At 64.2% G+C, this 20,202-nt stretch carries 18 protein-coding genes and 1 pseudogene; 12 read left to right on the forward strand and 7 right to left on the reverse strand.

Going from position 1 to position 20,202, the window contains the following annotated elements; translation table 11 throughout:
- The first annotated feature begins 11 nt into the window (after window positions 1-11).
- Window positions 12-983, forward strand: a complete 972-nt coding sequence (locus WC585_RS11800) for an NAD(P)H-quinone oxidoreductase (protein ID WP_373258169.1) — start codon at window positions 12-14, stop codon at window positions 981-983.
- A gap of 3 nt (window positions 984-986) precedes the next feature.
- Here the strand turns inward: WC585_RS11800 and WC585_RS11805 are convergent, their stop codons facing one another.
- Entirely contained in the window at window positions 987-1,625 is a 639-nt protein-coding gene (locus WC585_RS11805; protein ID WP_373258170.1) for a beta/gamma crystallin-related protein, read from the reverse strand.
- Between the two features lie 218 nt (window positions 1,626-1,843).
- On the opposite strand from WC585_RS11805, the gene WC585_RS11810 reads away from it, so the two are divergent.
- Window positions 1,844-2,512 carry a DUF1013 domain-containing protein gene (locus tag WC585_RS11810; protein WP_373258171.1) on the forward strand — a complete coding sequence of 223 codons (669 nt, stop codon included), beginning with the start codon at window positions 1,844-1,846 and terminating at the stop codon, window positions 2,510-2,512.
- A gap of 76 nt (window positions 2,513-2,588) precedes the next feature.
- Here the strand turns inward: WC585_RS11810 and WC585_RS11815 are convergent, their stop codons facing one another.
- Entirely contained in the window at window positions 2,589-2,762 is a 174-nt protein-coding gene (locus WC585_RS11815; RefSeq protein ID WP_292169571.1) for a YdcH family protein, read from the reverse strand.
- Between the two features lie 179 nt (window positions 2,763-2,941).
- Between WC585_RS11815 and WC585_RS11820 the strand changes: the two genes are divergently transcribed.
- The 3 genes from WC585_RS11820 to WC585_RS11830 are packed head-to-tail and all read left to right on the forward strand — an operon-like array spanning window position 2,942 to window position 4,282.
- Window positions 2,942-3,544 (forward strand): UbiX family flavin prenyltransferase, encoded by a 603-nt coding sequence (locus WC585_RS11820; RefSeq protein WP_373258189.1) that lies wholly within the window; start codon window positions 2,942-2,944, stop codon window positions 3,542-3,544.
- Window positions 3,541-4,020, forward strand: coding sequence for a TIGR02444 family protein (locus tag WC585_RS11825; protein ID WP_373258172.1), 480 nt, complete (start codon window positions 3,541-3,543; stop codon window positions 4,018-4,020). Before WC585_RS11820 ends, WC585_RS11825 begins: the two co-directional genes overlap by 4 nt.
- A gap of 37 nt (window positions 4,021-4,057) precedes the next feature.
- A complete protein-coding gene (locus WC585_RS11830) occupies window positions 4,058-4,282 on the forward strand; it encodes a YdcH family protein (RefSeq protein WP_373258173.1) in 225 nt (74 codons plus the stop codon).
- 6 nt (window positions 4,283-4,288) lie between these two features.
- Here WC585_RS11830 and WC585_RS11835 read toward each other — a convergent pair whose 3' ends face one another.
- Entirely contained in the window at window positions 4,289-5,230 is a 942-nt protein-coding gene (locus WC585_RS11835; RefSeq protein WP_373258190.1) for a polyprenyl synthetase family protein, read from the reverse strand.
- A gap of 190 nt (window positions 5,231-5,420) precedes the next feature.
- On the opposite strand from WC585_RS11835, the gene WC585_RS11840 reads away from it, so the two are divergent.
- From WC585_RS11840 to WC585_RS11850, 3 genes are all read left to right on the forward strand, one after another.
- Entirely contained in the window at window positions 5,421-6,179 is a 759-nt protein-coding gene (locus tag WC585_RS11840; protein ID WP_373258174.1) for a tRNA1(Val) (adenine(37)-N6)-methyltransferase, read from the forward strand.
- A 43-nt stretch (window positions 6,180-6,222) separates the two neighbouring features.
- A complete protein-coding gene (locus WC585_RS11845) occupies window positions 6,223-6,834 on the forward strand; it encodes a TIGR02466 family protein (protein WP_373258175.1) in 612 nt (203 codons plus the stop codon).
- 94 nt (window positions 6,835-6,928) lie between these two features.
- Window positions 6,929-7,789, forward strand: coding sequence for an alpha/beta hydrolase (locus WC585_RS11850; protein WP_373258176.1), 861 nt, complete (start codon window positions 6,929-6,931; stop codon window positions 7,787-7,789).
- A 36-nt stretch (window positions 7,790-7,825) separates the two neighbouring features.
- Here the strand turns inward: WC585_RS11850 and WC585_RS11855 are convergent, their stop codons facing one another.
- From WC585_RS11855 to WC585_RS11870, 4 genes are read right to left on the reverse strand one after another with little or no spacing between them, the layout of a single operon-like run.
- Window positions 7,826-8,284, reverse strand: coding sequence for a DoxX family protein (locus tag WC585_RS11855; RefSeq protein ID WP_373258177.1), 459 nt, complete (start codon window positions 8,282-8,284; stop codon window positions 7,826-7,828).
- Window positions 8,285-8,294: 10 nt separating this feature from the next.
- Window positions 8,295-9,065, reverse strand: coding sequence for a putative DNA-binding domain-containing protein (locus WC585_RS11860; protein ID WP_373258178.1), 771 nt, complete (start codon window positions 9,063-9,065; stop codon window positions 8,295-8,297).
- On the reverse strand, window positions 9,025-9,891 hold the full coding sequence (locus tag WC585_RS11865) for a DUF692 domain-containing protein (protein ID WP_373258179.1): 867 nt from the start codon (window positions 9,889-9,891) through the stop codon (window positions 9,025-9,027). The genes WC585_RS11860 and WC585_RS11865 overlap by 41 nt, the downstream gene beginning before the upstream one ends.
- Window positions 9,892-9,904: 13 nt before the next feature.
- Window positions 9,905-10,207, reverse strand: a complete 303-nt coding sequence (locus WC585_RS11870) for a DUF2282 domain-containing protein (protein ID WP_373258180.1) — start codon at window positions 10,205-10,207, stop codon at window positions 9,905-9,907.
- Between the two features lie 161 nt (window positions 10,208-10,368).
- Between WC585_RS11870 and WC585_RS11875 the strand changes: the two genes are divergently transcribed.
- From WC585_RS11875 to WC585_RS11890, 4 genes and pseudogenes are all read left to right on the forward strand, one after another.
- The gene (locus tag WC585_RS11875) at window positions 10,369-10,935 is read left to right on the forward strand and encodes a sigma-70 family RNA polymerase sigma factor (protein ID WP_373258181.1); all 567 of its coding nucleotides are present in this window, start codon (window positions 10,369-10,371) and stop codon (window positions 10,933-10,935) included.
- Complete coding sequence (locus WC585_RS11880) at window positions 10,925-11,560, forward strand: NrsF family protein (RefSeq protein WP_373258182.1); 636 nt, start codon at window positions 10,925-10,927, stop codon at window positions 11,558-11,560. Before WC585_RS11875 ends, WC585_RS11880 begins: the two co-directional genes overlap by 11 nt.
- Before the next feature lie 118 nt (window positions 11,561-11,678).
- A complete protein-coding gene (gene ettA / locus WC585_RS11885) occupies window positions 11,679-13,346 on the forward strand; it encodes an energy-dependent translational throttle protein EttA (RefSeq protein ID WP_292169593.1) in 1,668 nt (555 codons plus the stop codon).
- 252 nt (window positions 13,347-13,598) lie between these two features.
- A pseudogene (locus WC585_RS11890) lies at window positions 13,599-20,202 on the forward strand (hypothetical protein); the annotation flags it as partial.

Genomic DNA, 20,202 nt, shown 5'->3' on the forward strand with positions numbered 1-20,202 from the left:
CGACAGGCAGGATGAAGGCGATCGACATCGACGGCGGCTCCGGACCAGCCGAAGCCTTGAGGCTGGTCGAACGACCCGATCCGGTGGCGGGACCGGGCGAAATCCGCATCCGGGTTCGGGCGGCGGGCGTCAACCGACCCGATATCCTGCAAAGGCGGGGGCTCTACCCTTCCCCACCGGGCGCACCAGCCGGACTGGGACTGGAGGTTGCAGGCGAAGTCGATGAGGTCGGTGATGGCGTGACACGCTGGTCGGTCGGCGACCGGGTCTACGCTCTTCTGGGCGGCGGGGGCTATGCCGAGATGGCAGTGGTCGATGCACGCCATGCCTTGCCGATGCCGGTGGGCATGGACTTCATTCAGGCAGCCGCCCTGCCCGAGACCGTCTGCACCGTCTTCGCCAATGTGTTCGAGGCGGGTGATCTGCAAGCGGGCGAGACCCTGCTGATCCACGGCGCGACCAGCGGCATCGGTGTCACCGCTATCCAGATGGCCAAGGCAGCAGGTGCCAAGGTAATCGCCACGTCTCGCGGAGCCGCTAAGGCAGCGGCCGCGCAGGCGCTGGGTGCGGACCTTAGCCTGGATGCGACTGCAGATGACCTGGAAGGCGCCATCAACACTTTCGGCGGCGTCGACGTGGTGCTGGATATGGTCGGGGCGGACTATGCGGCTTTGAACCAGGCGGTTCTCAAGCGTTTCGGGCGGTGGGTGGTTATCGCCACCCTGACCGGAGCCAGGGCCGAGATTGATCTGGCGTCGGTGATGATGAAGCGAGTCGTGCTGACCGGGTCGACGCTGAGGGCGCGACCAGCTGACGAGAAAGCGAGACTTATTGCAGCCATCCAGGCCAAGGCCTGGCCGTGGATCGCTTCGGGACAGGTTCGCCCCCCGGTCGAGGCAACATTTGATCTGGCAGAGGCTGCAGCCGCCCACCTCAGGCTTGAGGCGGGCGGCCACGTCGGCAAGATTGTCCTGATCGTCTGATGTCTACCAGCGACCGCCGCCGCCACGACGTGCGGGGCGAAGCGACGAAATGCTGTCGTTCAGCTGCCAGCGCGCCAGATTGGTTTCGTCGCCATCGAACACTGTGCAGCGCCCGCCGAAATTGGCGTCGGTGCACAGTTCCCAGGTACCACGCAGGCGGAACGAACTGATGGCGTCGTTCATGCCTGTATTGCGCAGGTTTGAGACCTCGCCGTTGAACTGCATCGCCTGACCGCGATAGTTGGCGTCGCGGTAAACCGTGATGCTCTGGCGACCACCATTCCAGCCGCCGCCGGGCCCACCGGGATAGCCGCCGCCGGGTCCACCCGGGTTCCATCCCCCGCCTGGACCGCCGGGATAGCCACCGCCACTACCGGGCCGGCCTTCGTCGTCGCCGCGATACGGGCCGCAGGTCAGAATGCCGTCGGTGTTGCGAATCTCGTAGCTAGAACAACGGGCCAGTTCGATCGACGTGGCACGGATATCGTTCCGACGTGTGCGGCAATCGGCGTACAGACGACCGCGATTGACATACTCGCCACTACAGCTGTCGCGGTAGTCGCCGCGCGGTGCGCCGCGCTCCTGCGTCGGCATTTCAGCGCCGGACATCATCGTCATGGCGGCCAGTGTCTCAAGCAACATGGTACCCTCCCAAATTCAGAACCCACAGACGCCCAACGCGCCGTTGCGCGCAATGTTCAATACCCTCCATGAACCTTGGCTGTACGAGATTGCAGGCTTTCGTTTTCTTTTCCAGAGAATGCGATTATATCCAGACCATCAACGCCCGGTCGAAAGGCCGGGCGCCGTCGTATCCGGAGCCCGACTTTCTGGCCCCGTCCTAGAACCGGAATACCCGTATGACCGACATCCTGATGCCCAAGGCCACTGCGGTCTGGCTGGTCGACAATACCTCCCTGACGTTCGAACAGATCGCGCAATTCTGTGGTCTGCACCCGCTGGAAGTGCGCGGCATCGCCGACGGCGACGTGGCCCGCGACATTCGGAGTGCCGATCCGCTGGTCAATGGCCAACTGACACGCGAAGAGCTGGACAAGGCCCAGAACGACGAGACCTATCACATGCAGGCCGTGGTCAGCCGCCACGCCGAGATGATGAAGGCCGCCAAGCCTGCGCCGAAATATACGCCCGTTTCGCGCCGCCAGGATCGCCCTGACGCCATCGCCTGGTTCGTGCGCAACCACCCCGAGGTGACCGACGCCCAAATCTCCAAGCTGTTGGGGACCACCAAGTCCACCATCGAGAGCGTGCGGAACCGGACCCACTGGAACAGCGCCAATATCAAGCCGGTCGATCCGGTGACCCTGGGCCTGGTCGGCCAGATCGTCCTGGATGAACTGGTCAAGAAGGCCGCCGACAAGAAGGCCAAGGATGACGCCAAGAAGGGCGGCGCGACCCTGCAACCTGCAGCCCCGGCCGAGCCGGTCGAGGACGAGTTCGTGCCCGAAGCCCGCGAGCGTCGCGGTGCCGAGCCCACGGCGGAATCGGTATTCGGCTCCAAGGACTGAAGCTAGCGCCAAACGAAAAACGGCCCCGGAGAGCGATCTCCGGGGCCGTCTTCAATTTCGGACTTCGGAGACGCCGCTATCCGGCGCGCGCCTCCAGACTGGTAATCTGTTCCTTGAGCCGGAGCTTCTGTTGCTTCAGCTCACGTACACGAAGCGAATCCGTGGCCGGGTGGGTGATCTCGCGCCGGATGGTCTCATCCAGATTGCGGTGACGGTTTCCCAGTTCGCGGATACGGGCTTCGATGGTCATGGCTTTCGCCTCCATGTCTAAGGACCGATAGCGACACCTTGCACCGATCCACTCGCTTGCGCATCGGGCCCGGTATCGCCACTAGTGAGCGCCCAGCTTGACCGGCTGTAGAATCACATTCCGGTGATCGCCGAACCGACTGGACAGACAGAAGCCTGGAGCCCGAATTGGCCGAAGTTGTGAACACAGCCATACGGAACCCACCGCAGCGACTGGTGGTCGGGATTTCCGGTGCATCCGGCGTGACTTACGGGATCCGGGTTCTGGAGGCACTGCGCGAGCTGGGGGTCGAGAGCCATCTGGTCGTGACCCGCGCGGCCCTGCTGACACTGTCGCAGGAAACCGATCTGACGCCCGACGACCTGACGGGCAGGGCCGATGTGGTGCACAAACTGGCGGATGTGGGGGCAACCATCGCCTCGGGCTCGTTCCGCACTCTGGGCATGATCGTGGCCCCCTGTTCGGTGCGGACGATGAGCGAAATCGCCACGGGCGTCACCTCCAACCTGCTGACCCGAGCGGCCGACGTGGTGCTGAAGGAGCGGCGGCCGCTGGTGCTGATGGTGCGCGAAACGCCGTTTCATCTGGGCCATCTGCGGACCATGACGGCTTTGACCGAGATGGGGGCCATCATCGCGCCCCCCCTGCCCGCCTTCTATGCACGGCCCAAGTCCATCGAAGACATCGTCGATCAGTCGGTCGGGCGGGCGCTAGACCTGTTCGGGCTGGATTGGTCCGCCGTGCGGCGCTGGGACGGGCTGAAGGGTTCGACCCCGGCATGAGCGAGACAAGTGCCGACCTGTGGCCCTGGGTGCTGGCCGCCTATGCGGCACCGGGCGTGGCCACCGCCTGTCTGGAGCTTCAAGACACCGCCGGACAGAATGTGCCCCTGCTGCTTTGGACGGCCTGGGCGGCCGCCACAGGGCGCGCCTTGGACCAAGATGCCCGCGAGGCGGCCTGCGATACGGCCCGCGTCTGGGAAGAAACCGCCATCGCGCCCCTGCGAGCGGTCCGCCGCGCCTTGAAGATCAAGGCCGTCGATATGGACGACGACGATCGGGAGGCGATCCGTAGGCAGGTCAAGGCCGCCGAACTGGATGCGGAGCGCCGTTTGCTGCTGGCGCTTGAAGCGCTCAGCCCCACGCCTTCAGGCCCCGCCCGTCCGCCCATCGACGCCCTGGTTGCTGTCGCCAGAAGCTGGTCGTCGTCAATTCCGCGCCCCGGACTGACCCGTCTCGCCCAATGTCTTCCGGCCTGAGCGGTCGCACGATATAAGCGCCCGTCCGGGGAACACCATGAACGACGACGAACCGTTTCTGAGCGAAGAAGACCAGGCGCTGGCCGCCCGGCTGAAGATACTTCAGCAGGAGCATGCCGATCTGGGGGCCTCGATCGACGCGCTGGGACACATGCCCATTCCCGATCAGCTGATGATCGCCCGGCTGAAGCGCAAGAAGCTGACGCTGAAGGACGAGATCGTACGGATCGAAAACCTGATCCTGCCCGATATCATCGCCTGACCGCGATCAGGCGGCGCGGCTGACCGCAAAATCCGCCAATTGTTCCAGGGCTGTGCGCCATTCGCCCTGCGGCAGGACTTTCAGCGCGATCTTGGCCGCGTCGGCATAGGCATAGGCCGTGTCGAGCGTCGTCGTAACGGACCCCGTGCCGATGATCAGCTCGCGCGCACGCCGGAAGTCGTCCTCGGTCCGCTCGCCCTTGTTGATGGTCCGCTCCCAAAAGGCGTCCTCACGACCGCGCGTGCGAGCCGCAGCCAGCAAGAGCGGCATGGTCACCTTGCCCTCGTGGAAATCGTCGCCCGCATTCTTGCCCAGCACGTCGGACGAACCACCGTAGTCGAGAGCATCGTCTGCCAGCTGGAAGGCAAGCCCGAGGTTCAGCCCATAGGACCGCAGCGCCTCGACCGTCTTGTCGCCCGCCCCTGCACCCACCGCCCCGGCCTCTGCGGCAGCGGCGAACAGTTCGGCGGTCTTGGCCGAGATGATGCGCAGATAGGTTTCCTGATCCAGGTTCAGGTCGTGCGCCCGGGTCAGTTGCAGCACCTCGCCCTCGGCGATCACGCTGGAGGCCCGCGCCAGAATGCCGAGCGCCCGCATCTGGCCCGTTTCGACCATCAGTTCGAAGGCGCGCGCGAACAGAAAGTCGCCGACCAGAACGCTGGACGGTGCCCCCCAGATCAGATGCGCCGCGACCTTGCCGCGCCGCAGCTGGGACGCATCGACCACGTCGTCATGCAGAAGGGTCGCCGTGTGGATGAACTCGACCGCTGCCGCCAGCTTGACGGGGGCCTCAATGTCGCCCGCCGCCCCTGCCGCCCGAGCGGCCGCCACGGTCAGCAGAGGACGCAGACGCTTGCCACCCGCCGCCACGATGTGCTCGGCCAGCAGGGGAATGACCGGCACCTGCGACTGCATGCGGGCCACGATCAGCCGATCGACCGCCGCCATGTCGGCGTGCGCCAGCCGAACCAGGGGCTCGACGTCACCCTTCACGTGGGGGTCTGCCAGGGTGACAACGTCCAACTGCTTACTCGTGCGGCATGGCGCGATAGTGGATCGCGCCGGAAAATCCTGACGCCGCCTTGCCTGACGACGACGCACCGCACAATGGTGATCGGCCAAGAAAGGGTCAAGCCGCGTGACCGTCGCACCACCGCCACACCTGACGGCCGAGATCGTCGAGAACGCCCTGCTGGGCGGGCGGGTGCGGCTGCGCCAGCCGGCCAGGGGTTATCGCGCGGGCATGGACGCCGCCCTGTTGGCCGCCGCCGTTGCGGGCAGGCCCGGCGAACGCCTGATCGAGGCCGGCTGCGGGGCTGGCGGCGCACTGATGCAGATTGCCGCGCGTCAGCCTGAGATGACGCTGGTCGGGCTTGAACGGGATACCACGATGGTGGAACTCGCGCGCGAGAACGCGAGCCTGAACAGCGCCCCGGCACACATTGTCACGGGCGATGTCGCCACAGGCTTTCGCGCGCTGGACCTCCCACCGTTCGACTGGGCCATCAGCAATCCGCCCTTCTTCGACGATCCCGCCGCCCTGCGTGCTCCGGCACCGGGCAAGCGCGACGCCTGGATGGCCGACGACGGTCTGCGGGCCTGGACGCATTTCCTGCTGAAGGCCGTGCGCGAGGGTGGACGGATCGTCGTCATCCACCGGGCGGATCGGCTGGCGGACCTGCTGGCACTTCTCGGCGAAAAGGCCGGCTCGTTCGCGGTCAGGGGCATCCACCCGCATGCGGACGAGCCCGCCAAACGTGTGTTGGTCCAGGCGATCAAGACCGGTCGCGCGCCCTTGCGTCTATTGCCGCCCCTGATCCTGCACGACCGGAGCGGGGCCAAGCATACGCCCGAGGCCGAGGCGATCCTGCGTGGCGAAGCCACCCTCCCCTTCTAGCCTAGGCCTTCTGATAGGTGACCGCTTCGTCTAAAGCGGTGCTATGTCCCTGCGCCCCCTCTTCGTCACCCAGGTTTACGAGGCCAGTCTGGCCGACACGCCCGGCTTCGACGTCTTCAACGCCGAACTGACCGAAGCCTGCCGCGTGCTGGCGGTCGAAGATCACGCCGGCCGGGCCTGGTGCAAGGCGCACGGTTACCGCGGCTATACCTCCTACGGCTCCCTGACCGACCTGCCCCAGCGCCTGCCGGAGTTCGCCGACCTGAAGCGGCATCTGGATCGCCACGCCGTTGCCTATGCCAGGGCCCTGAGCTTCGACCTGGCCCGCAAGCCCAGGCTGGACAGCCTGTGGGTCAATATCCTGAGGCCCGGCGGCAGCCATACCGGCCACATCCACCCCCACGCCTTCCTGAGCGGCACCATCTATGTCGAAGTTCCGGACGGAGCCTCGGCCCTGAAGCTGGAAGACCCCCGCCTGCCCATGATGATGGCCCGTCCGGGCGTCCACGCCGACGCCCCCGAGGCGGAGCGCCCCTTCGTATACCTAGCCCCCCGCGCAGGCACGGTCCTGATGTGGGAAAGCTGGCTGAGGCATGAGGTGCCGGTCAATGCGGCAAAGAGCGAGCGCATCTCGATCAGCTTCAACTACGCCTGATCGCCCTGTCAGCGCCGCATTCGCCCTGAAGTCTGCCCTTCTGGTGAAGCTTAAGGGGGCCTCCATGCGGGGATTGACACTGCTAGCGATTTTGTTGGCTGCGAGCCTCGCAGCGGGCTGCGGCCAGCGTGCGGACGCCCAAACCACCGCCGAATCCGCCGCCGGGGGCGCGCCCTATGTGCTGAAGGGCACCCAGGTCTGGTCGGTGCCCGACCCTGTCTCGGGCCGCGACTATGAGGTCTTCGTCAGCCTGCCCGCCAGTTATGACACCGAGCCCAATCGCCGTTATCCGGTCCTCTATGTCACCGACGCCGACTATGCCTTCCCCATCATCCGCCAGATCGCCCGACGGGTGAATCTGGATGGACCGGTGATCGAGGAGTTCATCCTGGTCGGCCTGTCCTACGCTGCGGGCGAAAGCGGCATGAGCAGCCGCACTCGCGACTACACGCCCGTCCGTATCAACGACCGCACGGGCGGCGGCGTGGCCTATCAGGCCTATCTGAAAACTCAGGCCCTCCCCTTCATTGAGGACCGCTTCCGGGCGGACCCAGCGCGCCGCATCCTCTTGGGCCACTCCTATGGCGGGCTGCTGGGGGCGCAGATCCTGTTCAGCGAGCCGGAGCTGTTCGATGGCTACATTCTGGGCAGTCCGTCCTTCTGGTTCGGCGACTACGCGATGATGCGGACTGAAACTGAATATGCCCGCGCCCACACGGACCTTCCGGCGCGGGTCCACATGTATATCGGCGAGCACGAGTTTCCGGGATCGGGTCGCCTTAACACGCGCTACGACATGGTCGGAGACAATGTGCGTTTCGAGCAGCGCCTCCGGTCGCGCAATTACCGGAGCCTGACCTTGACCAGCGAAGTGCTGGACGACGAAGACCACCTGACCGTCGCGCCGAGCGGCTTCACCCGAGCGCTGAAGGCGGTCCTTCCGGCCAGGCCTTAGCCGCGCAGGCAATCTGATTGCGCCAGCTACCCAATTTCAAGGCCATTTCAGTACCCGGTCCAAGCTGAGCGGGCCCGCGCCGAAACGGACCAGATAGAGCAGCAGCGCGCCCCACAGCAGGTGGGTCGGCCAGCCGAGCGGATAGACGAAGACCTGGATCACCAGCGTCATGCCCAGCAGGGCCAGGGCCGAAAACCGCGTCATCAGTCCCAGCACGATCAGGATGGGAAAAAGATGCTCCGAATAGGTGGCCAGATGCGCGGCGATGTCGCTCGGGATCAGCGGCAGCTGATACTCGGTGGCGAACAGGCTGTAGGTGCCGTCGGTGATATCGAGCAGCCCCTCGACCTTGGTGCGGCCGGACAGGAAGAAGACCGCGGCGATGGCGACCCGGATGATCAGGCTGATGACGGAGGCCGGAAGCAGGCGCGTGATCAGGTCGGGAACGAAGGCCAGTTGGGGACGCACGGCAGTATGGGCGGCGGTGTCGGTCATGGGCGGACTTTCAGATCAGGTGGGTGAACAGGCCTGCGCTCAGCAGGCCGGAGAAAAGGCGGGCGATGTCGGTGTCGAGGGCCTGCCCCTGGACCTCCAGAGCCACCCGGCCCAGCGGCAGGTCGCGGCGGCAGCCGTCGAGGAACAGCCATTCCGCGCGCGATAGCCGGCGATGAAGCACCGTCAGATCGGGGCGATGGATGACCAGGCCTTCTGGGCTGTCTGTCCAGTCGACGACATCATCCGGGTTCGCATCCGGTCGATTGGCGAGCCAGATCGACGGTGCGGTCCAGTCGAACCAGAACAGCTGGACCGAGGGATGCAGCGTTGCGCGGGAGCCAAACAGATCGCGCCCGGCCAAGCCTTCGGCTGTCGCTACAGGCGCATCGGCTGACCGATGGGCCCGGCTCCAGGCCAGATCCATCCGCGCGACAGGCGGCAAATAAGACAGGGATTGCGCAGGTTCAAACCGGGTCAGCCAGGCCGGAAACGCCTGCCCATAGTCGTCCAGAACTGGGCTGGTCGGTGGATGTTCGGCGGCGAACATCAGGGCGGCGTCACGAAACCAGTCCTCCCCGACCAGCCGCTGGACCGTGGGGAACAGACCTGCCAGGGCATCGGCTCGCCCCTTGGCGACCGTGTTGCGATAGATGGCCAATCCGGCATCCTCGCCTGCCAGCCAGGGCATAAGCGTTTGATCCGATCCGATAATCGCGGCGTCAAGCGCGCGGTGGAAATCCTCAGGCACGCAGCGCCTCCTCAACGGCGACCAGCACGGCATCGGCGCGGTCCCGCTCGATCATGAGATCGCCAAAGGCGGGAAGGTTGTCGTCGCGCTCGATCAGCGTCGGCCGCGGCCCGATACGGGCGATGGTGCGGGCATAGAGCGCCCAGACCGGCTGGGAGACCGGGGCGGCATGGCTGTCGATCAGCAGTCGCTCGCCGTGCTCCGGGTCGGGGTCATGACCGGCCAGATGGATTTCGCCGATCGCCTCGACCGGCAGGGCATTCAGATAGTCGAGGGCCGAGGTGCCCAGATTGTTGGCGCTGACATGAACGTTGTTGATGTCCAGCAACAGGCCGCAGCCCGTGCGCCGGACCATCTCGCCCAGCAGCTCCGGCTCCGACATCTCGTGGCCGAGCAGGTCCAGATAGTGGGAGGGATTTTCGATCAGAATCTGCCGCCCCAGCACGTCCTGGGTGCGCGAGACGTTGGCGCAGATCTGGTCCAGCATGGCGCGACTGCGCACGAAGGGCAGCAGATCGGGATGATAGACCTCGCCCCGCCGCGACCAGGCCAGATGTTCGGACACGACGAACGGCTCGAATCGGTCGGTCAGGGCCTTCAACCGCGCCAGATGATCCTCATCCGGCGGCTGGTCGCCCGCCAGCGACAGGCCGACCCCGTGCAGGGACAGCGGCTTGTCCTGACGGATGGCATTCAGCCAGGCGAGCCGGGGCCCGCCGTCGACCATATAGTTTTCCGCATGGACCTCGAACCACAGACCGGCCGCCGACGCGGCCAGGGCTTCTTCGTAATGCACGGATTTCAGCCCAAGCCCCGCCGTGGGGGCAGAAGGGGGAACCGCAGCCGGCCTGTGGGTCATTCGCCTGATCCGATCAGCGGTTGATCGGGGTCAGCGAACCATTGCCCGCCGGCGTGCGGATGGAGGTGCAGGTGCCGCGCGGGACGTTCTTCCAGGCGTTGCCCTGATAGTTGCGCACCGAGGTGCCGGCGCAGGTCGTGCCGGGGCCGGCGGCACAGTCGTTCTTGCCCGCCATGGCGACGCCATAGCATTTCTCGACGGCCGGGGCCGGGGCCTGGCGGTTGTTGTTCTGGGTCGACTGGGCGTAGGCGGCGCTGGCACCGGCGGCCAGGGCGACGGCGACCAGGCCGGTGGAGGTCAGGGTCTTGGCATTCATCAGAAGGCTCCATTGAAAGGGTGGTGGCCGGTCGTCCGGTCACACCTCCCCATTCGCCTGAGCTCACCGGGCGGTTACAGCCACGCTGGAAAAAATCGCGTCGGCTTTTCGACAAACAGGCTGTAACCCTTTGCTTATCGCGCGCGTATGGACCCCAAGACGTGACAGATCGCGAAACCCATTTGAAAGCCTTGATGCTGCGTGGCCTTGCGGGTGACGCGGGGGCCTGGCGCGTGCTGTTGACGGATATGGGCGGCCATCTGAGGCCGTTCTTCACACGACGCCTTTACGACGGAGCGGCTGACGCCGAGGACCTGGTGCAGGAGACATTGATCGCCATCCACGCCAAGCGTGCGACCTGGGATACGAGCCAGCCCTTTACTGCCTGGGCCTTCTCGATCGCCCGCCACAAGCTGATCGATCACCTGCGACGCCAGGGACGCCGTCCGACCGCACCGCTGGACGACGCAGGCGACCTGTTCGCCGATCACACCGTCGAGGATGGCGCTGCAAGACACGATTTGACCCGGGTATTGGCTCTGCTGCCGGTGCGCCAGCGGCACCTGATCGAGGACATCCGCATTCAGGGCCTGTCGGTTGCCGAGGCCGCAGAACGCCACGGCTATTCTATTGCGGCCGCCAAGGTCAGCGTGCACCGCAGCCTGAAGACCCTCACCGCCCGATTTGCGCCCTCTGCAGTGAGCGAAGGGATTTCCGATGAAGACTGACGACCTGATCACCGCCCTGTCGGCCGACCTGCCCCCTGCGCGACGGCCGGAGCGCCGTCTGCTGCTGTGGCTGGTTCCCGCCGCCGTGCTTGTTCTGATCGCCGTGGGACTGTGGCTAGGCTTTCGCGCCGACCTGATGCTGGCTATGCGGGGACCGACCTTCTGGGCCAAGGCGGCCTACACAATCGCCTTGGCCATAGCTGGATTCTGGCTGCTGGACCGTCTCGGTCGCCCCGGCGTCAGTGCGCGAGCGCCTCTTCTCGTGCTAGGCCTGATCCTGGCCGGTGTTCTGGGACTGGCCGCCTATGAGCTGGTCGCTATGCCCATGCCGGATCGTATGCCCGCCGTCATGGGTGACAGCGCCCGCGTCTGTGCTCCAAACATCGTCCTGCTCAGCCTGATCGCGGCCCCCTTCGTCTTCTGGGCCGCGCGCGCATTCGCTCCGACCCGGCCCATGCTGGCCGGGGCTGCCGCAGGGTTGCTGACTGCCGCGCTAGCCACGACGCTGTACGGCCTGCATTGCCCGGAGCATACGGCGTCCTTTGTAGCGGTCTGGTACACTCTGGGCATGGCGATCGCCGTGGCCATCGGAGCCTTGATCGGCAAACTGGTCTTTCGCTGGTAGGCGATCGCGCCTTCAAACCGCCCTGCCCGGCCGCTAGACGTTTGCCACCCGGCGCTGGGGTCGCTACATCCCGCGCCTATCTCCCCATCCGATCGAACGACAGGGCGCGACGCACCTCATGGCGCAGCAATATATTTTCCAGATGCAGGGTCTGACCAAGACCTTTCCCGGCGGCAAGAAGATCTTCGAGAACATCTGGCTGAGCTTCTACAACGACGCCAAGATCGGCGTGGTCGGCGTCAACGGCTCGGGCAAGTCCACCTTGCTGAAGATCATGGCCGGCCTGGACACCGAGTTCAACGGCGAGGCCCGTGCCGCCGACGGGATCAAGCGCGGCTATCTGGAGCAGGAACCCCAGCTCGACGACAGCCTGAACGTCCGCGAGAACGTCGAGGCCTGGTGTGAAGAGAAGCAGTGGGTCAACCGCTTCAACGCCATCGCCATGGAAATGGCCGAGAACTATTCCGACGAGCTGATGGAGGAGATGACCGCCCTTCAGGAAAAGATCGACGCCGGCGATGTCTGGGACATCGACAGCCGCATCGAAATGGCCATGGACGCCCTGCGATGCCCGCCCGACGACTGGGCGGTGACCAATCTGTCCGGGGGTGAGAAGCGTCGCGTCGCGCTCGCCCGCCTGCTGCTCAGCAAGCCCGACATGCTGCTGCTGGATGAACCGACCAACCACCTCGACGCCGAAAGCGTCGCCTGGCTGCAGCATCACCTGGAGGCCTTCCCCGGCTGCGTGATCCTGGTGACCCACGATCGCTACTTCCTGGACCTGGTGACCAAGTGGACGCTGGAGCTGGACCGCGGCAAGGGCCACCCGCACGAGGGCAACTACTCTAGCTGGCTGGAAGCCAAGACCAAGCGCGTCGTGCAGGAGCAGTCGGAATCCGAAGCCCGCCAGCGCGCCCTGACCCGCGAACTGGAGTGGGTCCGCTCCGGTGCCAAGGCCCGTCAGGCCAAGTCCAAGGCCCGTCTGGCCGCCTATGAACGGATGGTGGACGAGCAGGAAAGCATGCGCGGGGCCCAGACCCACGCCGTCATCCAGATCCCGCCCGGCCCGCGCCTGGGCAATGTGGTGCTGGAGGCTGAGGGCCTGCAGAAATCCTATGGCGACAAGCTGCTGTTCAAAGACCTGTCGTTCAAGCTTCCGCCCAACGGCATCGTCGGCGTCATCGGCCCCAACGGTGCGGGTAAGTCGACCCTGTTCCGCCTGATCACGGGCCAGGAACAGCCCGACGCCGGCTCCATCAAGGTCGGCGAGACGGTCAAGCTGGCCTATGTCGACCAGTCGCGCGACGACCTGAAGCCGGACGAGACCATCTGGCAGGCGATCAGCGGCGGCACCGACGTGATGATGGTCGGCAAGCGCGAGATCAACACCCGCGCCTATGTCGGTAGCTTCAACTTCAAGGGCGGCGACCAGCAGAAGAAGGTCGGCCAACTGTCGGGCGGTGAGCGCAACCGCGTGCACCTGGCCAAGACCCTGGCCACCGGCGGCAACCTGCTGCTGCTCGACGAACCGACCAACGACCTGGACATCGAGACGCTCCAGAACCTCGAAGAAGCCCTCGAAGGCTTCGCCGGCTGCGCCGTGGTCATCTCCCACGACCGCTGGTTCCTGGACCGCCTGGCCACCCACATCCTGGCCTTCGAGGGCGACAGCCACGTCGAATGGTTCGAGGGCAACTTCGAAGCCTATGAGGAAGACAAGAAGCGTCGCCTGGGCGTCGAAAGCCTGATCCCGCACCGGATCAAGTTCCAGAAGTTCGGGCGGTAAGACTTTCCTTCTGATTGCAAAGCCTAGCGGAACCACGGTATCCAACAGGCCTGCGATTTGGGGGCTGAAATGCGCTATCTGGGTCTGGTTGATCGGCTGTTGCCGGAGGCTTCACCTTCGGCGTTTCGATCCGTGGAAACGACACTGTCGTGGCGTCAGACGCTGTCCACCGAACCATTCGCGGACCCAATGTACGTGCCGCCATCGCCGGGCGATCGCACCGTCACGAGAGGGAGCTGGCGCTCTGAAACCTTGTACAGCCTCAACGGAGGCGCGGTCTTTGGCCTGAATGGTAACGACCGGCTCATTGCCGATCCCTTGGGCGCATGGCTCGAAGGGGGAGGCGGAGACGATTTCCTGGATGGGGGCGCCGGGAACGACATCATATGGGGCGGAACGGGCGCAGACTATATCCGCAGCGGCGGTGGGGCAGACCGATTCATCTTCACACCCGGCGATACGGTGGCACCCCAAACGGGCGGGATAGGTGGAAATCCGGATCGTATCTCCGACTTCAATCCCGCCGCAGGTGATGTGATTGAACTGTATGGCTTCACGACCATGCCCCGCCTCGATGTCGGTGCTCAGGGTTGGGCGACGCTGGTCTTCCCCGACGGGTCAGAAATCATTCTCGAATACCTGGACACTGCGACCGTGGCGGCCTTCCCGCAGGCCATCCGCCTGATGCCGGGACCCGCTCCAACGCCAGCGCCTGTTCCAGCGGGCGGGCCAGTGGTTGGATTGGGTCCGTTCCTGGTTGAGGCTGGAACCACCCACGTGTTTACTCAGGACGCCGCCTATTCCATCGGTGGGACAAACGGCGGCCTGTCGAACTTCGGGACCCTCATCGTTCAGGGCCCGCCGGATGACAGCGCACTGAACTTCGGCGTGTTTCAGGAATATGGTCGCTTCCTCAACGGTAGCACAGGGGTGTTGCGGGTCATCAATGACGGTGCTGCAGGCGCGATCGGAACGCGAGGCAGCGCCGATCTGACGAACCAGGGGCTGATTGACGTTTCATCGGAGTATGACGCGACTGGTGCCGCTCCCCGATCCACGAATTGGGATCTCGACAACTCGGGCACGATCCGCGTCACTGCCGGCAATCTGGCGCAAGGCGTACACGTCGCAAACACTCCGATCTTGACGTCGGCTCCACAACGCGCCGCTGTCACGATTTCCAATAGCGGCGAAATCCTTGCCGACGGCGCGTTCGCTTTCGGCATCAACAGCGCTCTGAATGCCACCCTTGCGAACAGCGGCCTGATCGAAGCACGCGGGACTCAGGGGGCTATCGGGGTCGTCCTGGATGCAAACGGCAGCTTCACGAACAGCGGCACAATCCGGGCGATCGCAACAGGTGAAGGGGCGCTGAGCATCGCCTTTACCGCCGTAAACACCGCTTCGCCTTTCGCGCGCGGCAATGGCCTCCAGACCTATGTCAATAGCGGTCTGATCGAGGCCGACATCGCCATCTTGATCGACGACACGGCCATGCAGCTGTCGCGCGAGCACGTGCTGAACTCCGGCATCATACGGGGGGGCATCATCCTGGGTGCCGGTCTCGACGAGGTGCGCAACAGCGGCACCATAGATGGCTACGTCGACCTAGGCTCCGACGCCGACATCTACGACGGCACCGGCAACAGTGTCGCAACCGGCGGCGTTTTCGGTGGCAACGACAACGATCGGTTGATCGGCGGAAACCTGTCCGACTATCTGTTCGGCGAAGAGGGGGCCGACGCCATCTTTGGTGGCGCGGGCGACGATTTCATCGACGGCGGTCGCGGCAGCGACGCCCTCGACGGTGGCGAAGGCCACGATGTGTTGTCGTATCTGACATCCAGCGCGGGCGTAATCGCGGATCTTTCCGCCGGGACGGCTCAATCCGCCGGCAACGATGCCATTCGCAACTTCGAGGCGGTTCAAGGCAGCGTCTTCGCCGACACCCTGACAGGAGACGCCGGCGACAATGTCCTGGAGGGCAACTCCGGTGCAGACATCCTGTCGGGCGGCAAGGGGGACGACATTCTGTTCGGAGACCAGGGCAACGATGTCCTGACGGGCGGGACCGGTCGGGACACCTTTGTGTTCAACCTCAATGACGGCGGCGACATCATTACCGATTTCGAGACAGGTCCTTCGGGTGACCAGTTGTCGATTCATGGTTATTCCGCCGCCCAGTCGATCCAGCAGGTCGGGGCAGACGTACTGATCGTCCTGTCCGCTACGGATTCCATCCTGGTACGCAATGTGACGGCGGTCGCGCTGAACGACTCGATCGTCTTTGCGAATGACGCACTGCCGCAACAGCCAACGCCAACCCCCACGTCAACTCTAAACGTCAATCAGCTACTGGAGATCGGCGATGACGAAACCGTCATCATCGCGCGGCCAACCCTTTATGACGCCGGCATCGTGCTCGAAGCCGTCGATGCCCGCCCCCAGCCGGCCCTGTTCAACAGTGGCCATATCGTGGTTCAGGGGCTGTCGGACCAGGCTAATCTGTATGGCATTTTAGGGAACGACGAGAACGTCCTGTTTGATCCTTTTGTGAACCGGGCCGGCGGCAGGCTCGAGGTTACAGCAGGTGGTAGCACGAACGTTTTCGGCATCTATCAGATCGAAGAGGTCTTCAATGCAGGGCTAATCCGCGTCACCGGGCAAGGCCATGTTCTGGGCATCCAGCCCTTGCAGCAGTTCAGCAACTCCGGACGTATAGAGATCAACGCAGGCCTCAGCGCGACAGGTGTTGAGGCCCGCATCGGAAGCCAGGACGTCTGGAACTCCGGCGAAATCGTCGTGGTGGGTGGCCAGGCGAGTATCGGCGTAAGCGTCAAACTGGATGATCACCCCTCACCCAATGCCTTCGTGAACAGCGGCAGCATCATTGTCAGTGACTCAACCGCCGCGATGGACAGTATCGGCATGGCCTTTGGGTCCCTGTTCGTCGGCAGAATTTTCAATAGCGGCATCGTGCAAGCCGACTACGCGTTGCGCAACGTACCGGCGGTGACAACGCCCGAGAACCAGAAGTCCATCATCGTCAATACGGGTGAACTTCGCGGCCTGGTCGATCTGGGCGAAGAGCAATCCACGCTGTTCAACGACGGGCTTATCACAGGTCACATCGATCTGGGTGGCTCCGACGACGTCTATGAGGGGCGTCTCGGCCTTCAGAGCGGCGGGATAGACGGAGGAGACGGGGATGATCGCATCTACACAGGCCGGGGTGCCGACGTCATCAGCGGTGGCGCAGGCGCGGATCACCTCAGCGGCGGAGCAGATAATGATACTCTGACGGGCGGCGCGGGTGCCGACATCTTTTACGCCGGGTCCGGGGCGGACGTCATCACCGATTTCAGCGCCGCGGCGGGCGACCGCATTCGGGTTGCAGGCCACAGCGCATGGCAGTCGATCCAGCAGCAGGGCTCGGACGTCCTGATCGTCTTCTCCGCTACGGATAGCCTGTTGGTGCTTAATGCTCTGGTTGCTAATCTCAACCCGGGAGTGCTGCAGTTTTCAGCAAACCTGCCGAGCGAGGTCACCGGACGCTCGCAGGCACCGACAGCATCAGCCACGCCGATCGTGTCTGGCCAGCCACCGGTTGCGCCCCTGATACAGTCCGGGAATGCAGGCAGCGACAACCTGACAGGCGGAATACTGAACGACATGCTGCGCGGCCTTGACGGTGCCGACGTCCTGTCAGGCGCTGACGGCAACGACATTCTGGAAGGTGGTGCGGAATCAGACCGTCTGAATGGCGATGCAGGTGATGACCAGCTTCATGGTGGGTCCGGTAATGACATTCTGAGCGGAGGGGCCGGTGACGACTACATGGTCGGCGGAGCCGGCGCTGATCGTTTCGAAATCGATGTGTCCAGCGTCACCTATGATCGCATCTTCGACTTCAACCCGGCCGAAGGCGATACGATCGTCGTGCGTGGAGTTACAGGCTACAGTCCGACTTCGGATGGCTTCTTTTTCTATAACTACACCGGATCGTCTCAACAATCTGTCAGCCTCTTCCTCGACTTGCTGATTGGGCGAGACATGAACGGAAGCATCATCGTCTACGCGACTGAAGGACGTGATCAGTTGTCCCCGCCTGCATCCGGCGTAATTTTTGGCCTGGGTGGCGACGACTACATTTCAGGTAGGGATCAATATGACGACCGCTTCGACGGGGGCGAAGGCAACGACGAGCTCTGGGGTTCCGGCGGCGACGACATCCTGATCGGCGGGGCTGGGAACGACCGCTTGAACGGCGATTACGACACCGACACGGCTGTTTTTTCCGCCGCCCGCTCGGCGTACACGATCGTGACAAACGCCGCGGGCGTAACCACGGTAACCGGGCCGGACGGTGTGGATACACTGACTGGTATCGAGCATCTTCGGTTCGCCGACATGATCACGGGCATCGATGGCGTCCCGCTGCCCTCCAGTTTGGAGGGCACTCCGGTGGTTGACGTTCTCGTCGGAACGGCAGCGCGCGAAATTCTGCGAGGCGGCGATGGCGCAGACGTGATTTACGGGATGGGTGGTGGCGATACCATCTATGCTGGCGGCGGTGACGACTGGATCAGCGCCGGGAGCGGGCGGGTCACGGTCTTCGGAGGTCTGGGAGACGATACATTCATCGGCAGTGCCGAGATTGGCACCACGGGCTCCATTTACGACGGCTATTTGGGGTTCGACACTCTCGACTACAGCGCAGCGACTGTCGATCTGACTATTGATGGCACCGTGCTGAGGAGCCGATTCACGATCGGACAGGACACCTTTAAGAACATTTATGGCGTCATCTCGGGTTCTGGAAACGATCGCATCGACTTGTCGGCGATGGAACTGGCGACCGAGATAAGCGGGGGTTCCGGTAACGACTTCTTGCGCGGCGGCACGGGGACTGATTTTCTGCAGGGCGGCGACGGTTCGGATCAGCTTTACGGCTGGCGTGGCGATCGACTGTCTGGCGGAAACGGCGACGACCGGATGATTGTCGCGGCCGGCTTGCCTAGCTCCGTCTACAGCAACAATAACATCATCGTCGATGGTGATGCGGGCCACGACAGCCTCGTGCTGTCCGGAAGCCGGGTCATGCTGCGATTGTCGACCAGTTTCGGCTATGTCTCGGACACACAAATCGCGGTACGCACCGTCGAAGACGTAGTCATCGAGATCACGGGGGCCGGCCAGCGGTTCATTCAGGGCGACAACGGCGCGAACCGCATCTCCGTGGGCGCGGGTGACGACGGAGGCGCGGGCGCAAAGTTCGAAGGCTTTGGCGGTGATGATGTTCTGATCGGCGGGCGCGCAAACGATGTGCTGGTTGGGGGTGTCGGAAACGACAGGCTGGAAGGCGGTCTTGGTTCCGATACCGCCGACTACGCACTGGCCTATGCCGGCGTGACGGCCAGCCTGACCAGTAACCGTGCAACCGATGATGGGGACGGTGGCACGGACGTCTTTTTCGATATCGAGAACCTGACCGGCTCGTCTTTTGCGGATCACTTGACAGGCAATAATGCAGCAAATGTGCTTAACGGCGGCGCGGCCAATGACATTCTGATCGGAGGGGCAGGCAACGATCGGCTAGACGGCGGTACTGGCAGTGCTGATGTCGCCGTCTTCAATGGCCCGAGATCAGCATATACCCTATCCACCGTCGATGGCGTCACAACGGTGACGGGCCCAGACGGGACAGACACACTTACAAACATCGAACGGCTGCGGTTCAATGATGGCTTATTCGATATAGCTGGTGCCCCCCTGGGCCCCAACATCATCAATGGCACGGCAACCGGCGATATCCTGGACGGTACGATAGAGAGCGACGTCCTTGATGGCGGAGCTGGTTCGGACATCTTGTCAGGCAACGACGGTGACGACCGTCTGATCGGCGGGGCGGGCAATGATACGCTGAACGGCGGAGCCGGGATCGACACGGCGGACTATTCGTCGGCGGCGGCTGGCGTGACGGCGCAGCTGAACATTGGTTCGGCCAGCAACGACGGTGACGGCGGGACCGATACCTTCAGCGGGATCGAGAACCTGACCGGTTCGGCGTTCAACGACGTGCTGCTGGGCGACGGCGGGGGCAATGTCCTGCGCGGCGAAGCCGGTTACGATGTGCTGATCGGCCTGGCCGGGAACGATGTGATCCACGGCGGCACCGGTGCGGCCAACGAGATGTACGGCGGTCTGGGTGACGACACCTATGTCGTCGAGGCCGTCGGCGACACCATTGTGGAACAGGCGGGCGAAGGCACCGAACTGGTCCAGACCAACCTCGACCGCTATCGCCTGTCGGCCAATGTCGAGAACATGACCTATGTCGGCACCGGCGGCTTCGAGGGTCAGGGCAACGCGGGCGGCAACGTGCTGCGCGGCGGGACCCAGCGTGACGTGCTGCTGGGCTTCGGCGGTGACGACATCCTGTACGGCGGGGCCGGGGTGGCCAATGAGCTCTACGGCGGCACAGGCGACGACTACTATGTGGTCGAGGCGGGCGACACCATCGTCGAGAATGCGAACGAGGGCATCGACACGGTCGAGGCGCGGATCGACAGCTTCACGCTCCGGGCCAATGTCGAGAACCTGATCTATGCCGGGACCGGCAACTTCACCGGCATCGGCAATGCCTCGAACAACCAGATCCAGGGCGGTATCGGCAACGACCGTCTGGTCGGCGGGGCGGGCAATGACACGCTGATCGGCGGGGCGGGTATCGACACGGCGGACTATTCGTCGGCGGCGTCCGGGGTGACCGCGCAGCTGAACATTGGTTCGGCCAGCAACGACGGCGACGGCGGCACCGATACCTTCAGCGGGATCGAGAACCTGACCGGTTCGG

The organism is Brevundimonas sp. (genome assembly GCF_041648055.1).
GTDB lineage: Bacteria > Pseudomonadota > Alphaproteobacteria > Caulobacterales > Caulobacteraceae > Brevundimonas.